Source organism: Streptomyces sp. NPDC031497 (genome assembly GCF_055580905.1).
This window is the reverse complement of record NZ_JBVIKO010000017.1, coordinates 119,341-134,131: the sequence shown is the minus strand read 5'-3', so window position 1 is coordinate 134,131 and position 14,791 is coordinate 119,341. Positions and strand designations below refer to the sequence as shown.

14 protein-coding genes are annotated in these 14,791 nt (G+C 73.2%); 7 read left to right on the top strand and 7 right to left on the bottom strand.

Translation table 11 applies throughout. The features are described from left to right. Positions 1-54 precede the first annotated feature (54 nt). Positions 55-603, top strand: a complete 549-nt coding sequence (locus tag ACZ5K7_RS30710) for a GNAT family N-acetyltransferase (RefSeq protein WP_351695107.1) — start codon at positions 55-57, stop codon at positions 601-603. Between the two features lie 17 nt (positions 604-620). On the opposite strand, the gene ACZ5K7_RS30705 is transcribed toward ACZ5K7_RS30710, so the two are convergent. The 4 genes from ACZ5K7_RS30705 to ACZ5K7_RS30690 all read right to left on the bottom strand — a co-directional run bounded on the left by ACZ5K7_RS30705 (position 621) and on the right by ACZ5K7_RS30690 (position 5,520). Further along, positions 621-1,454 carry an NAD(P)H-binding protein gene (locus ACZ5K7_RS30705; RefSeq protein WP_468918240.1) on the bottom strand — a complete coding sequence of 278 codons (834 nt, stop codon included), beginning with the start codon at positions 1,452-1,454 and terminating at the stop codon, positions 621-623. A 113-nt stretch (positions 1,455-1,567) separates the two neighbouring features. Further along, positions 1,568-4,051, bottom strand: a complete 2,484-nt coding sequence (gene pepN / locus ACZ5K7_RS30700) for an aminopeptidase N (RefSeq protein ID WP_351695111.1) — start codon at positions 4,049-4,051, stop codon at positions 1,568-1,570. Positions 4,052-4,262: 211 nt separating this feature from the next. Next, positions 4,263-4,613 (bottom strand): chorismate mutase, encoded by a 351-nt coding sequence (locus ACZ5K7_RS30695; protein ID WP_351695113.1) that lies wholly within the window; start codon positions 4,611-4,613, stop codon positions 4,263-4,265. Positions 4,614-4,647: 34 nt separating this feature from the next. Beyond that, positions 4,648-5,520: a helix-turn-helix domain-containing protein gene (locus tag ACZ5K7_RS30690; RefSeq protein WP_351695450.1), complete on the bottom strand. Its 873-nt coding sequence runs from the start codon at positions 5,518-5,520 to the stop codon at positions 4,648-4,650. 107 nt (positions 5,521-5,627) lie between these two features. On the opposite strand from ACZ5K7_RS30690, the gene ACZ5K7_RS30685 reads away from it, so the two are divergent. Together ACZ5K7_RS30685 and ACZ5K7_RS30680 are read left to right on the top strand one after the other, a co-directional pair. Continuing rightward, positions 5,628-7,379, top strand: a complete 1,752-nt coding sequence (locus tag ACZ5K7_RS30685; protein WP_468918236.1) for a glycoside hydrolase family 35 protein — start codon at positions 5,628-5,630, stop codon at positions 7,377-7,379. Positions 7,380-7,533: 154 nt separating this feature from the next. Further along, a complete protein-coding gene (locus ACZ5K7_RS30680; protein ID WP_351695118.1) occupies positions 7,534-8,424 on the top strand; it encodes a hypothetical protein in 891 nt (296 codons plus the stop codon). A 26-nt stretch (positions 8,425-8,450) separates the two neighbouring features. Here the strand turns inward: ACZ5K7_RS30680 and ACZ5K7_RS30675 are convergent, their stop codons facing one another. Together ACZ5K7_RS30675 and ACZ5K7_RS30670 are read right to left on the bottom strand one after the other, a co-directional pair. Then, positions 8,451-9,356, bottom strand: a complete 906-nt coding sequence (locus tag ACZ5K7_RS30675; RefSeq protein ID WP_351695120.1) for an SDR family oxidoreductase — start codon at positions 9,354-9,356, stop codon at positions 8,451-8,453. A 1-nt stretch (position 9,357) separates the two neighbouring features. Further along, positions 9,358-10,116, bottom strand: coding sequence for an SDR family oxidoreductase (locus ACZ5K7_RS30670; RefSeq protein ID WP_351695122.1), 759 nt, complete (start codon positions 10,114-10,116; stop codon positions 9,358-9,360). Between the two features lie 125 nt (positions 10,117-10,241). Between ACZ5K7_RS30670 and ACZ5K7_RS30665 the strand changes: the two genes are divergently transcribed. Genes ACZ5K7_RS30665 through ACZ5K7_RS30650 form a run of 4 tightly spaced genes read left to right on the top strand, consistent with a single transcriptional unit; the run spans position 10,242 to position 13,621 of the window. Next, entirely contained in the window at positions 10,242-10,994 is a 753-nt protein-coding gene (locus ACZ5K7_RS30665; protein WP_351695124.1) for an enoyl-CoA hydratase family protein, read from the top strand. Next, a complete protein-coding gene (locus ACZ5K7_RS30660) occupies positions 10,987-11,835 on the top strand; it encodes a CoA transferase subunit A (RefSeq protein WP_468918230.1) in 849 nt (282 codons plus the stop codon). The genes ACZ5K7_RS30665 and ACZ5K7_RS30660 overlap by 8 nt, the downstream gene beginning before the upstream one ends. Continuing rightward, entirely contained in the window at positions 11,835-12,563 is a 729-nt protein-coding gene (locus ACZ5K7_RS30655; RefSeq protein WP_351695128.1) for a CoA-transferase subunit beta, read from the top strand. Before ACZ5K7_RS30660 ends, ACZ5K7_RS30655 begins: the two co-directional genes overlap by 1 nt. Further along, positions 12,563-13,621 carry an NAD(P)H-dependent flavin oxidoreductase gene (locus tag ACZ5K7_RS30650; RefSeq protein ID WP_468918227.1) on the top strand — a complete coding sequence of 353 codons (1,059 nt, stop codon included), beginning with the start codon at positions 12,563-12,565 and terminating at the stop codon, positions 13,619-13,621. Before ACZ5K7_RS30655 ends, ACZ5K7_RS30650 begins: the two co-directional genes overlap by 1 nt. Here ACZ5K7_RS30650 and ACZ5K7_RS30645 read toward each other — a convergent pair. After that, the gene (locus ACZ5K7_RS30645; RefSeq protein WP_468918224.1) at positions 13,605-14,762 is read right to left on the bottom strand and encodes an acetyl-CoA C-acetyltransferase; all 1,158 of its coding nucleotides are present in this window, start codon (positions 14,760-14,762) and stop codon (positions 13,605-13,607) included. The two genes, ACZ5K7_RS30650 and ACZ5K7_RS30645, sit on opposite strands and share 17 nt — an antisense overlap. Positions 14,763-14,791 lie beyond the last annotated feature (29 nt).

Sequence of the window (14,791 nt, the reverse complement as noted above, 5' to 3'; positions counted from 1 at the left end):
GCAGGCGGTGACAGGGCGTTGAGACCGGGGCTGAGCGGGGTTAACGTCGGTCGGGTGGTTGACGCGTGGATGATCGACGTGCCCGGTGAGCGGGTGCTGGTGCGGGAGCCGCTGCCCTCGGACGAGGGGCCGCTCCTCGACCTGTTCGAGGCGTGCGAGGACTGGTTCGTGGCGGCGACGGGACTGCCGTCGGGGCCGGGCGACGTGCAGAGCCTGTTCTACGGGCTGCCCGAGGGCGCCGACCCCGACGACAAGGTGCTGCTCGTGCTGGAGCGGGACGGGGTCGTCTCCGGCCTGGTGGACGCGGTACGGAACCATCCGGTGCCCGGCGCGGTCGCGGTGGGCCTGTTCCTGCTGGCGCCCTGGGTGCGGGGCCGGGGTCTCGGGCGGGCGCTGGCCGAGTCGCTGCTCGCGCATGCCGAGGGGATCTCCCTGGTGACGGCGAGTGTGCCGGCGGGCTGGCGGTCCGGGGCGTGCTTCCTGGAGCGCCTGGGCTTCACGCTGGGCGCGGCGGCGCCCAGGGCGGCCGAGGTGGGCAACCGGCGCCCGGGACCCCGGGAAGGAGGCGTGCGCCGGGCGGAGCTACGGCTGGCGGCGGACTGAGGGCTCTGGTCGGGCCTTCAGGGCTGGAAGTCGGCCGCGTGGTCCTTGGCCCACTGCTCGAAGGTACGGGCCGGGCTGCCGGTGATCTCCTCGACCGCGGTGGTGATCTCGGGAGCGACGCCGACGGTGTCCGCGAAGGTCTTCAGGATGCCCCTGACCAGCTCCGGCGGTGTCTGCGGGAAGAGCAGCGGGGCCGCCTCCGCCGGTCCCACCTCGACGAAGGCCAGGTCCCGGCCGACGGCCCGCCCGATCGCGGCGATCTGGTCGGTGTTGGTGGTCGCGGCGGGGCCGGTGAGGCGGTGGACGGCGCCCTCGTGGCCGTCGTCGAGGAGGGCGCGTTCCGCGACGGCGGCGATGTCGGCCTCGTGGATGGGTGCCGTGAGCATGTCGGCGAAGACACCGCGGACGGTGTCGCCGGCCCGGATCTGGGGTGCCCACTGGAGGGCGTTGGTGGCGAACGCGTTGGGGCGCAGGAACGTCCAGGCGAGGCCGCTGTCGCGGATCTGCCGCTCGGCGGTGGCGTGCATGGCGTGGATCGGGTGGGTTTCGTCGGCGCCCTCCTGGATGATCCCGGAGGAGAGCAGGACGACCTGTCGCACTCCGGCCGCGCGGGCCGCGTCCAGCAGCTCGGGCATCCGGCCGTCGGCGCCCTGGACGTACAGGAAGACCTTGTCCGCACCCTCGAACAGGGCGGCCTGGTCGTCCGGCCGGAACCGCACCACCTCGGCTTTGTCGGGCAGGCCGGCCGTCTCCGGGGCGCGGGTGAGCGCGCGCACGGGCTGTCCGTCGGCGACGAGACGTGCGACGAGGGCGCGGCCGACGTTGCCGGTGGCACCGGTGACTACGATCACGGGTTTCTCCCTGGGTCTCTGGTGCTTCTTCGACACCGAGCCTAGGAGCGGCGGCGGGCCCCCGCATCGTCATCAGGGACCAGCCGCACCCGTGTCGTCCTACGTCGGCGGTCCTACGCCTCGCGGACCCGCAACGCCCGCTGCAGGTCGTCGAGTTCGTCGGTCAGGCGGCGGCGCAGGGCCGTGACCGGGTCGGCGTCGCGCAGACAGGCCCGGCCCAGGGCGAGGTTCTCGGCGTCGACGGCGTGGGTGGGGAAGGCCTCGCGGCCGGCGACGGCGGCGATGGCGGGGCCGCGCCGGGCGGCGACGGCGGCCGCGTCCTGGTAGTAGCGCGGCACGTACTCCCGGACCAGGTCGGCCTGTTCGGGGTGCCAGAAGCCCTGGGCGGTGGCGGTGAAGAGGTAGTTGGACAGGTCGTCGCCGGTGAACATCGCCTCCCAGGCCCTGCGCTTCGCCTCGGGGTCGGGCAGCGCGGCCCGGCAGCGGGCGGCGCCCTCCTGGCCGCTGGCGCTGGGGTCGCGGGCCAGCTCGGCGGCGATCTGCGCCTCGTCGGTGGCGCCGAGGACGGCGAGCCGGCTCAGGACGCGCCAGCGCAGCTCGGGGTCGAGTTCGGGGCCGCCCGGCACGGTGCCCTCGGCGAGCCAGGCGGCGATGGCGTCGGGGTGGGCGGCCGCGCGGATGAAGTACCGCACGGCGATCAGGCGCAGGCCGGGGTTGTCGCCGTCCTCGGTGCGCCGGATGAAGTCGCGGCACAGGGCGGAGACGGTGGCGAGGGCGGCCGGGCGGTCCTCCGGCCTGAGGTACCGGTCGACGACCTGGACCGAGGTGAAGGCCAGCACGCCCTGGACGAGGGCGAGGTCGGTCTCGCGCGGGAGATGGGCCCGGGCGGTCTCCAGGTAGTCGGCGGGCGGGAGTTCGCCGTCGCGGACCGCGTCCCGCAGGGCGTTCCAGACCACCGCGCGGGTGAGGGGGTCGGGCAGGCCGGACAGGCCGGCGCGGACGGTCCTGGTGGACTCGGCGTCGAAGCGGACCTTGGCGTAGGTCAGGTCGCCGTCGTTGAGCAGGAGCAGCGCGGGGCGCTTGCCGAGGTCCTGTGGGGCGCTCTGCGGGATGTCGAGGTCGATGCGCTCGCGCAGGGCGAGCCGGCCCTCGTCGGCGAGGTCCCGGTCGTAGACGCCGACGCAGACGCGGTGCGGGCGGCTGCCGGTGCGCTCGACGGTGAGGGTGCGGGTGCCGTCGGGGGCGGTGGCGAGGACCGGGGTGAGGGTGTCGACGCCGGTGGTGCGCAGCCAGGCGTCGGCCCAGGCGTGCACGTCGCGTTCGGTGGCGGCGGCGAGGGAGTCGATGAAGTCGGCGAGGGTGGCGTTGCCGAACCGGTGCCGCCGGAAGTGGATGTTGATGCCGGCGAGGAAGTCCTTCTCGCCCATCCAGGCGACCAGTTGCCGCAGTGCGGAGGCGCCCTTGGCGTAGGAGATGCCGTCGAAGTTGAGCAGGGCGGCGGCGGTGTCGTCGACGGCCTCGGGGGCGACCGGGTGGGTGGAGGGGCGCTGGTCGGCGTCGTAGCCCCAGGCCTTGCGGGAGACGCCGAAGTCGACCCAGGTCTCCGTGAAGCGGGTGGCCTCGGTGAGGGTCTGGTAACCCATGTACTCGGCGAACGACTCGTTCAGCCAGATGTCGTCCCACCACTTCAGGGTGACGAGGTCGCCGAACCACATGTGGGCCATCTCGTGGGCGATGACCATCGCGCGGGTCTGCCGCTCGGTGTCGGTGACGGCGGAGCGGTAGACGAACTCGTCGCGGAAGGTGACCAGGCCCGGGTTCTCCATGGCGCCGGCGTTGAACTCGGGGACGAACGCCTGGTCGTAGGAGTCGAAGGGGTAGGGCTCCTCGAACTTCTCGTGGTAGCGGTCGTAGCACGCGCGTGTGATGTCGAGGATCTCCTCGGCGTCGGCGTCGAGGTGCGGTGCGAGCGAGCGGCGGCAGTGGATGCCGAAGGGCAGGCCGCGGTGCTCGGTGCGCACCGAGTGCCAGGGACCGGCGGCGACGGCGACCAGGTAGGTGGCGATCAGCGGGGTGGCGGCGGCCCGCCAGCGGCCCTCGCCGAGGTGCTCGGTGACGCCGTTGGCGAGCACGGTCCAGTCCTCGGGCGCCTTGACGGACAGTTCGAAGACGGCCTTCAGGTCGGGCTGGTCGAAGGCGGCGAAGACGCGCTGTATGTCGTCCAGGAAGAGCTGCGTGTAGACGTACGTCTCGTCATCGCTGGGGTCGGTGAAGCGGTGCATGCCCTCGCCGGTGCGGGAGTAGCGCATCGTGGCGTCGACGCGCAGCTCGTGTTCCCCGGCGGTGAGGTTCCTCAGGGGCAGCCGGTCCTGGTCCAGCGCCCCGGGGTCCAGGGGCTGTCCGTCGAGGCTGACGGCGCGCAGTTCGACGGGCTTCATCTCGACGAAGGTGTCGCCGTCGGACCGGGCCGTGAACCTGATCACTGTTCGGGAGTCGAAGGTCTCGTCCCCGGTGGTCAGGTCGAGGTCGATCGTGTAGCGGTGGACGTCGAGGAGCTCGGCGCGGCTCTGCGCTTCGTCGCGAGTCAGTACGGACATGCGGGCCATGCTGCCCGATGACACCGACAACGCACAGGGGCGGGAGCGGTACGCGGCTTATGTCCGCTCCCTGGTCGTGCGGCGGGACGGGACGGCGCTGGTGGACGCGGTGCGGCCGACGGCCGGCCCGGCCGCTGGGCACCTGTTCGAGCGCCTCGTCACCGCCGGTGGGCCCGGCGGGGCCGGGCGCTCTTCGGGACGTACGGCCGGTTCAGTGCGCGTCCGCCGGCCGGCCGTCGACGGTGTCCTCGGCGATGGACTCGTGGTGTCTGATCACCTCGGCGATGATGAAGGTCAGGAACTTCTCGGCGAAGGCCGGGTCCAGCTTGGCGTTCTCGGCGAGGGCGCGCAGCCGGGCGATCTGGCGGGCCTCGCGGGCCGGGTCGGCCGGGGGCAGCCGGTGGACCGCCTTGAGGCGGCCGACCTGCTGGGTGGCCTTGAAGCGTTCGGCGAGCATGTGGACGACGGCCGCGTCGATGTTGTCGATGCTGTCGCGCAGCCGGCCGAGCTCGGCGCGGACGGCGGGGTCGACGTCACCGGTACCGGTGTTGCTGGTGGTCATGGGCGTCAACCCTAAGGGGACGACCGCGTGATCACTAAGGGCCCTCGTCGAGGCCGTCCTCGTCGAGGCCGTCGTTCCAGTCGTCGGGGACGGCTCGGCTCTGCTGGGCGCGGAAACGCACGGGGGCCATGCCGACGCGGCGGGTGAACAGGCGGGAGAAGTAGGCCGGGTCGTCGTAGCCGACGCGGCGGGCGACGGCGGCGACGGAGAGTTCGGTGGCGGCGAGGAGTTCCTGGGCGCGGCCGAGCCGGATGCCGATCAGATAGTCCTTGGGGCTGCACCCGGCGATCCGGCGGACGGCGGTACGCAGCTCGGCCGCGGTCATGCCGTGCCGGGCCGCGTGGTCGGCGACGGTCATGCCGGTGCAGGCGTCCCGGGCGAGCGCGGGCAGGACCGGGTCCCCGTCGGGGGCGAGGTCGGCACGCGCGCGCCGCAGGGCGACCAGCAGTTCGTGCACGGCGGCACCGGTCTCGACCTCCAGGAGGGGGTTGCCGCGGCGGGCGGCCCTGGCGATACGGGCGATGACGTCCCGGGGTCCGGCGGCGTCCGCCAGGGGCACCACGGGCCGCTCGGGCTCGATGTAGCCGAGCTCCGTGTAGGTCGCGGTGTCGGGCCCGGTGAAGGTCACGAAGCCCTCGTCCCAGCCGCTGTCCGGGTCCGGCCCGTAGTGGTGCGGGACGCCCGGCGTCAGCCACACCAGGGCGGGCGCGGTGACCGGCGTACGGCGCCCGTCGGGTGTGCGGTACCAGCCCCGGCCGGAGCTGATCACCACGGCGACGTGCCCGTCGAGCACGCGGGGGCCGACGGCGGGCACCGCGCCGTACTGGAGGCCGACGCCCTGGCAGACCAGGCCGAGGCGGTGGTGGACGGGGCCGGGTGTGAAGAACCGCATCCAGGTGCGGAAGATCGGCGCCCCTCCCGGCACTGCGCGCTCCTTCTTCTCGGCTCTTCAGTCCAACTGCTGCCGATCTTTGTCCATGGTCTCGGCGCCCGCCAGAGGGCCAAGGTGAGCCTATGAGCGACTTCACGGTGGGCGAAACGGATTTCCTGCTCGACGGCCGCCCGGTACGGCTGCTGTCCGGCGCGCTGCACTACTTCCGGGTGCACGAGGAGCAGTGGGACCACAGGCTGGCGATGCTGCGGGCCATGGGGCTGAACTGCGTGGAGACGTACGTCCCGTGGAACCTGCACGAGCCGCGCCCGGGCTCCTTCCAGGACCTCGGGGCCCTCGGCCGCTTCCTGGACGCGGCGCGGGACGCGGGCCTGTGGGCGATCGTGCGCCCGGGGCCGTACATCTGCGCGGAGTGGGAGAACGGCGGTCTGCCGCACTGGGTGACGGGCGAGCTCGGCGCACGCGCACGCACGCGTGACGAGCGTTTCCTCCGGTACGTGGACCGCTGGTTCCAGAACCTGCTGTCCGAGGTCGTGCCCCGGCAGCTGGACCGGGGCGGCCCGGTGATCATGGTCCAGGTCGAGAACGAATACGGCAGTTACGGCTCCGACGCCGACTACCTGGCCCATCTCACCGGGCGGCTGCGCGCGGAGGGCGTCACCGTGCCGCTGTTCACCTCGGACGGCCCCGAGGACCACATGCTCACCGGCGGCTCGGTCCCCGGGCTGCTGGCGACGGTGAACTTCGGCTCCCACGCGCGCGTGGCCTTCGAGACGCTGCGCCGGCACCAGCCGCGGGGCCCGCTGATGTGCATGGAGTTCTGGTGCGGCTGGTTCGACCACTGGGGCGGCGAGCACGTCGTGCGGGACGCGGAGGACGCGACGGCGGCGCTGCGGGAGATCCTCGGCTGCGGGGCCTCCGTGAACGTCTACATGGCGCACGGCGGCACCAACTTCGCCGGCTGGGCGGGAGCCAACCGGCCCGGCGGCGACCTGCACGAGGGCCCGCTGGAGGCGGACGTGACGTCGTACGACTACGACGCGCCGATCGACGAGTACGGCCGCCCCACGGAGAAGTTCTGGCGTTTCCGCGAGGTGCTGGCCGACTACCACGCCGAGCCCCTGCCCGAACCGCCGCCCGCGCCCGCCGGGTTGGCCTCGGCGGCCGACGTGACGGTCACCGGCTGGGCATCCCTGGCCGGCGTCCTGGAAGCGCTCGGCGGCCCGGAAGGCGTCCACGCCGTCCCGCCCACCTTCGAGGAGCTGGGCATCGGCCGGGGCCTGGTCCGCTACGCGGCGGACGTGCCGGGACCCCGCCGGCCGTATCCGCTCACCGCGCGGGGGCTGCGCGATCTGGCCGTCGTGTACGTCGACGGGGAGCGGGCCGGCGTGCTCACCGAGGAGGAACCCCAGCTCAAGGAGCCGGTCGCCGGCCCCGCGCGCGTGGAGCTCTGGGTGGAGTCCCTGGGCCGCGTCAACTACGGCCCCCGCTCGGGCGAGACGAAGGGCATCACCGGCGGCCTCCTGCACGAACGCCAGTTCCTGCACGGGGTACGCGCGCGGGGGCTGGATCTGGACGCGTTCGAGGGGGGCGTGGAGGCTGTTGCCTTCGGCTCGCTCCCGGAGGACGGCGTGCCCGGGCTCTACCGAGGCACGGTGACGGTCCGCGGCGCCGGGGACGCCCGCCTGGAACTCCCCGGCTGGACCCGGGGCTTCGTCTGGGTCAACGGCTTCAACCTGGGCCGGTACTGGTCGGCGGGCCCGCAGGAGTCGCTGTACGTGCCGGGTCCGGTCCTGAGGGAGGGCGAGAACGAGGTGTGGGTCCTGGAACTTCAGGGGACCGACCGGGGAACGGCGCGCATGGCGCCCCTTTAGGGGCGCGGGGCTGTATGGATATGCGGCTACCGCCGCGTGGGCGCGATGAGCCCCCGCTCGCCCGCGGCCGACCAACAACCTTGCGACCCCCGAAATCCCCCGCCCCCGCATACAGTGGAAGAAATCTCCGGCGGCGTCTGTGGGGGTAAGGGACGTGGCGAACGGCGGCCCGGTAGAACACGGCTACCCGCACCTGGACACCGTGCGGGCCGCCATCACGGCGTTGTACCGGCGCCTGTCGTACGACACCGTCCAGACCTTCGCCACCAGCGTGCTCCCCGCCGACGTCGCGTTCTGTGACACCGACGACCTCCACCTCGGCGCCCAGCGGGTCGCCCACGAGATGGTCCGGCACTTCCGGCTGCCGGACGCCCGGATGATCGTCGGCTTCCGGGAGATGACCCACGCGGCCAACGTCGAACTCACCGCGGGCCCCGAGTACTTCGTCGAGCTGAACGACCGTTTCCGCACCCACCGCAGGGACATCGGCGCGGCCCTCGCCCACGAGGTGATGCACGTCTATCTGCACCGGCTCGACCTGTCCTTCCCGAGCATCCCGGCGAACGAGATCCTCACGGACACCGCGACCACCTACCTGGGCGCGGGCTGGCTGCTGCTCGACGCCTACCGGGAGCACGGAGAGGCGTCCCAGAAGCTGGGTTACCTCACCCCGGAGGAGTTCGGCTACGTCCTGGCCAAGCGCTCCCTCGCCTTCCACGAGGACCCGTCCGTGTGGTTCACCAGCCCGCAGGCCTACACCGCGTACGAGAAGGGCATGGCCCGGGCCCGCCAGGACGAGGAGCAGCCGCCGCTGACCGCGGCGGGCTGGGCCGGCCGCCGCCGCTACGCCCGGGACCGCCGGCACGCCCCCGCCGCCCCGGCCCCGCACTCCGGCACCCCCTACACCTTCACGCCGGACGGCGTCGGTCAGTTGCGGGTCTCGTTCCCGTGCCCCACCTGCCACCAGCGGATCAGGGTGCCGGTCAGGGGCCGGGTCCGGGCCCGCTGCTCGCTGTGCCGGACGGTGCTGGAGTGCGACACCTAGACCGGCCCGCTGGACCGACCCGCAGGTCAGGCCCCGTACACCGCCCCCGGTGCCGCCGCCTCGGCCAGCAGTTTCAGTGCCGTCTCCCCCGCGTCGGCCGGGGTCCGGCGGGCGCCCTTGTCGGCGGTCGGCCCCGCTCGCCAGCCCTCCATGACGGTGATCCGGCCGCCCTCGCTCTCGAACACCCGCCCGGTGACTCCGGCACTCGCGGCGGAGCCCAGCCAGACCACGAGCGGGGAGACGTTCTCCGGGGCCATGGCGTCGAAGCCGGAGTCGGGGGCGGCCATGGTCGCGGCGAACGCGCGCTCGGTCATCCGGGTACGGGCGGCCGGGGCGACGGCGTTGACCTGGACGCCGTAGCGGGCCAGTTCGGCGGCCGCGACCAGGGTGAGGCCGACGACGCCGGCCTTGGCGGCGCTGTAGTTGCCCTGCCCGACCGAGCCCAGCAGTCCGGCTCCGCTGCTGGTGTTGACGATCCGGGCCACCGGGGTACGGCCCGCCTTGGCCTCGGCCCGCCAGTGCTCGGCCGCGTGCCGCAGCGGCAGGAAGTGGCCCTTGAGGTGCACCCGCATGACCGCGTCCCAGTCGTCCTCGCCGAGGTTGACGAGCATGCGGTCGCGCAGGAAGCCCGCGTTGTTCACGAGGGTGTCGAGCCTGCCGTAGGTCTCGACGGCCGTTCCGATCAAAGAGGCGGCCCCGGCGGTGGTCGCGATGTCACCGCCGTGTGCGACCGCCTCGCCGCCGGCCGCGCGGATCTCGTCCACGACGGCCCCGGCGGGATGGTCCGGCCCCGGCACGCCGTCGAGGCCGACACCGAGGTCGTTGACGACGACCCGGGCGCCCTCGGCGGCGAAGGCCAGTGCGTGGGCCCGGCCGAGCCCTCGCCCGGCGCCGGTGACGACCACGACCCGGCCCGTGCAGATTCCGCTCATCTCAGTCCTCCTGGTCGGACGGCTTGTTGGAAGTCGCGGCATCGAGAAAGGGCGGCCGTTCCCCGCCGCCGTGCACGAGCAGGCTCGCCCCGCTGATGTAGGCGGCGGCGTCGGAGGCGAGGAAGACGGCGGCGGCGCCGATGTCGGACGGGGCGGCGAGGCGGCGAAGCGGGACGGTGCGGGAGACGGCGTCGACGCCGTCCTGGCCGCCGTAGTGGAGGTGGGCCAGCTCGGTGCGGACCATGCCGACGACCAGCGTGTTGACCCGGACCTCCGGTGCCCACTCCACCGCCATGGACCGGGCGAGGCTCTCCAGTCCCGCCTTGGCCGCGCCGTAGGCGGCGGAGCCCGGCGAGGGGCGGCCGCCGCTGACACTGCCGATCATCACCACGGCTCCCCGGGCCCGCCGCAGGTGCTCGTACGCGGCGAGGGAGGCGGTCAGCGGGGTGAGGAGGTTCAGCTCGATCACCCGGGCGTGCCGCTCGGCGTCCGCTTCGGCGAGCCGCCGGTAGGGAGTGCCGCCCGCGTTGTTGACGAGCACGTCGACCCGGGGCAGGGCGTCGAAGAAGGCGCGCACGGCGGGCGGGTCGCGCAGGTCGAGGGGGGTGAACTCGATGCCGTCGAGGGGTTGTCCGGGTGGTCGGCGGGCACAGGTCAGGACGTGGGCGCCGGCCTCGGCGAAGGCCCGGGCGATCCCGGCGCCCACGCCCCTGGTTCCGCCGGTGACCACGACGGTCCGGCCGCGCAGCGAGTCGTCCACAGGGCCTCGTTCCGGGTTTTCCACAGGGCCTCCCGCTTGCTCGCAGCGGCTGCTAGCTTCGAAGCCTCACACCTAACAAATGTTTGGTGGAAAGGCAGCTGAGTGCGAAGGTAGCTGATGCGTCGATGAGTGTCTCCACCTCGTTTCCGGAAAAGGGCGTCGCGCTGGTCACGGTCGACCATCCGCCGGTGAACGCGCTGCCGGTGCGCGGCTGGTTCGCGCTGGCGGACGCGGTGCGCGCGGCGGGCCGCGACCCCGAGACCCGGTGTGTGGTGCTGGCCGCGCAGGGCCGCGGTTTCAACGCGGGCGTGGACATCAAGGAGATACAGGCGGACGGGAACGAGGCACTGCTCGGCGCCAACCGGGCCTGCGCGGAGGCCTTCGCGGCGGTGTACGAGTGCGAGACCCCGGTGGTGGCGGCCGTGCACGGCTTCTGTCTGGGCGGCGGGATAGGTCTGGTGGGCAACGCGGACGCGATCGTGGCGAGCGAGGGCGCCGTCTTCGGACTGCCCGAGCTGGACCGGGGCGCGCTGGGCGCGGCCACGCATCTGGCCCGGCTGGTCCCGCCGCATCTGATGCGGACGCTGTACTACACCTCGCGCACGGCGACGGCGGCCCAGCTGCACGCCCACGGCTCGGTGTGGCGGGTGGTGCCTCGCGGGGAACTGTTCTCGGCGGCACTGGAGCTGGCGCGGGAGATAGCCGCCAAGGACGGCCGGCTGCTGCGCCTGGCCAAGGCCGCCATCAACGGCATCGACCCCGTCGACGTGCGGCGCAGCTACCGATGGGAACAGGGCTTCACCTTCGAGGCCGCCCTCAGTGGGGTGGCCGACCGGGTCCGTGACACCTTCGGGAAGGAGGGTGCGGGGAGTGACTGACAAGACGATGACCGCCGACGAGGCCGTCGCCCGGCTGACCAGCGGCATGACCCTCGGCATCGGCGGCTGGGGGTCCCGACGCAAGCCGATGTCCCTGGTCAGAGCCGTGCTCCGGAGCGGCATCGACAACCTCACCGTGGTCTCCTACGGCGGCCCGGACGTCGGGATGCTGGTCGCGGCCGGCCGGGTGCGCAGACTGGTGACGGCCTTCGTCACCCTCGACTCCATCCCGCTGGAACCGCACTACCGGGCGGCGCGCGAGCGCGGGGCGTTCGAGCTGACGGAGGTCGACGAGGGCATGTTCATGTGGGGTCTGCGCGCCGCCGCGAACCGGCTGCCGTTCCTGCCGGTGCGCGCGGGGCTCGGCTCGGACGTCATGCGGGTCAACCCCGGCCTGCGGACGGTGACGTCGCCGTACGACGACGGGGAGACGTTCGTGGCGATGCCCGCCCTGCGCCTGGACGCGGCCCTGGTCCACGTCAACCGCGCCGACCGGCTGGGCAACGGGCAGTATCTCGGCCCGGATCCGTACTTCGACGACCTGTTCTGCGAGGCGGCAGACACCGCCTATGTCTCCTGCGAACAGGTCGTGGACACGGCCGAGTTGACGAAGACGGCGGCAGCGCAGTCGCTGCTGGTCAAGCGGCTGCACGTGACGGGGGTCGTGGAGGCCCCGGGCGGTGCGCACTTCACCTCCTGCGCCCCCGACCACGGGCGGGACGAGGACTTCCAGCGGCTGTACGCGAGGACCCCGTGGGCGGAGTTCTCCGGGCGGTTCCTGGCCGGGGACGAGCAGGCCTACCGCGCGGCGGTGCGGAACTGGCAGGAGGAGCAGGGCTGATGGACGTACTGCGCGCCGACTACTGCGTCATCGCCTGCGCCGAGGCCTGGCGCGGCTCCGGTGAGATCCTGGCGAGCCCGATGGGCCTGATCCCCTCGCTGGGCGCCCGGCTGGCCCGGCTCACCTTCGCCCCCGACCTGCTGCTGACCGACGGCGAGGCGACGCTGGTCCGCCCGGACGGCACCCCCGAGGGCTGGCTGCCCTACCGGCAGCACCTCACCCTGGTGGCCGGTGGCCGCCGGCACGTGATGATGGGCGCGAGCCAGCTCGACCGGTACGGCAACCAGAACATCTCGGCCATCGGCGACTGGTCCCGGCCCCGCCGCCAGCTGCTCGGCGTGCGCGGCGCGTCCCTCAACACACTGAACAATCCGACGAGTTACTGGGTCCCGAAGCACTCCCGGCGGGTGTTCGTCGCGAAGGTCGACATGGTGTGCGGGGTGGGGTACGACCGGGTGGCCGAGCACCCGGGCACGGAACGCTTCCACCGCATCCCGAGGGTCGTCACCGACCTCGGCGTCTTCGACTTCGAGACCCCGGACCGCTCGATGCGGCTGGCCGCACTGCATCCGGGGGTGAGCGTCGGTCAGGTGCGGGAGGCCACGGACTTCGAGCTCGCCGTCCCGGACGAGGTGCCGTACACCCGCGAACCGGGCCCGGAGGAGCTGCGGCTGATCCGTGAGGTGCTGGATCCGGGCGGCGCGCGGGCGAGGGAGGTCGCGGGCTGATGGAGACCGCGCTCACCCGGCTGGTGGGGGTCCGGTATCCGATCGTGCAGACGGGGATGGGCTGGGTGGCGGGCCCCCGTCTGGTCTCCGCGACGGCCAATGCCGGGGCTCTCGGCATCCTGGCCTCCGCGACGATGACCCTCGACCAGCTGCGTGCCGCGATAGCCGAGGTGCGGTGCCGTACGGACGCCCCGTTCGGGGTGAATCTGCGGGCGGACGCGGCCGACGCGGGTGACCGGGTGCGGCTGATCGTGGACGGGGGCGTGCGGGTGGCGTCGTTCGCGCTCGCGCCCTCCGCCGAGCTGATCGCCGAGCTGAAGGGGGCGGGCGTGGTGGTGATCCCCTCCGTCGGCGCGCGGCGGCACGCCGAGAAGGTCGCGGCGTGGGGCGCGGACGCGGTGATCGTGCAGGGCGGCGAGGGCGGCGGGCACACCGGGGAGGTGGCGACGAGCGTGCTGCTGCCGCAGGTGGTGGACGCGGTGCGGATACCGGTGGTGGCCGCCGGGGGGTTCTTCGACGGGCGTGGCCTGGTGGCGGCGCTGGCGTACGGGGCGGCGGGGGTCGCGATGGGGACCCGTTTCCTGCTCACCTCGGACTCGACGGTGCCGGACGCGGTGAAGGCGAGATATCTGGGGGCGACGGTCAAGGACGTCACGGTGACCAGGGCGGTGGACGGGCTGCCGCACCGGATGCTGCGGACCCCGCTCGTCGACTCCCTGGAGAACACCGGCCGGACGCGACGGCTGCTGCGGGCCGTGCGCCATGCGGCCGCCTTCCGCAGACTCTCCGGGCTGACCTGGCGACAGATGGTCCGGGACGGCCTGGCCCTGCGGCACGGCAAGGACCTGTCCTGGAGTCAGGTGCTGCTCGCCGCCAACACCCCGATGCTGCTCAGGTCGGCGATGGTGGACGGCCGCACGGATCTCGGGGTGATGGCGTCCGGGCAGGTCGCCGGGGTGATCGACGACCTGCCGTCGTGCGCGGAGCTGGTGGCACGCGTCATGAAGGAGGCGGACGAGGTGGTGCGGGGACTGGAGGGGCTCAGAGCCGCTCGATGATGGTCACGTTGGCCTGACCGCCGCCCTCGCACATCGTCTGGAGGCCGAAGCGGCCGCCGGTGCGTTCCAGTTCGTGCAGGAGGGTGGTCATCAGCTTGACGCCGGTGGCGCCGAGCGGGTGGCCGAGGGCGATCGCGCCGCCGTTGACGTTGACCTTGGCGGGGTCGGCGCCGGTCTCCTTGAGCCAGGCCAGGACGACCGGGGCGAAGGCCTCGTTGATCTCGACGAGGTCGATGGCGTCGATGGTCAGGCCGGTCTTCTTCAGGGCGTGCGCGGTGGCCGGGATGGGGGCGGAGAGCATCCGGATGGGGTCCTCGCCGCGGACGGAGAGGTGGTGGACGCGGGCGCGGGGGCGCAGTCCGTGTTCGCGGACGGCCCGTTCGGAGGCGAGCAGCATCGCGGCGGCGCCGTCGGAGACCTGGGAGGAGCAGGCGGCGGTGATGGTGCCGCCGTCGACGACCGGCTTCAGGGCGGCCATCTTCTCCAGGGAGGTGTCCCGGCGCGGGCCCTCGTCCACGGCGGCCGGGCCGTAGGGCACGGTCTCGCGCTCGAAGCGGCCCTCGTCGATGGCGCGCAGCGCCCTGCGGTGGGAGTTCAGGGCGAACTCCTCCTGGTCCCGGCGGCTGATGCCCCACTTGGCGGCGATCATCTCGGCGCCGGCGAACTGGTTGACGGGCTGCCGGCCGTACCGGGCCCGCCAGCCCTCGCTGCCCAGGAAGGGGCCCTCGGTCAGCCCCAGCGGCTCGGCGGCCTGCCGGGAGGCGAAGGCGATGGGGATCTGGGACATGTTCTGGACGCCGCCGGCGACCACCAGGTCCTGGGTGCCGGAGAGCACGGCCTGCGCGGCGAAGTGCACGGCCTGCTGTGAGGAGCCGCACTGCCGGTCGACGGTCACGCCCGGCACCTCCTCGGGCAGCCCGGCCGCCAGCCAGCAGGTGCGGGCGATGTCACCGGCCTGCGGTCCGACCGCGTCGAGGCAGCCGAAGACGACGTCCTCGACGGCCGCCGGGTCCACGCCCGACCGCTGGACCAGGGCGGTCAGCACACGGGCGCCCAGATCGGCCGGGTGGACCCCGCTCAGTCCGCCCCCGCGCCGCCCGACGGGCGTACGCACCGCCTCGACTATGTAGGCCTCGGCCATGTCAGCGACTCCCTCACCAGAAAGGGGTT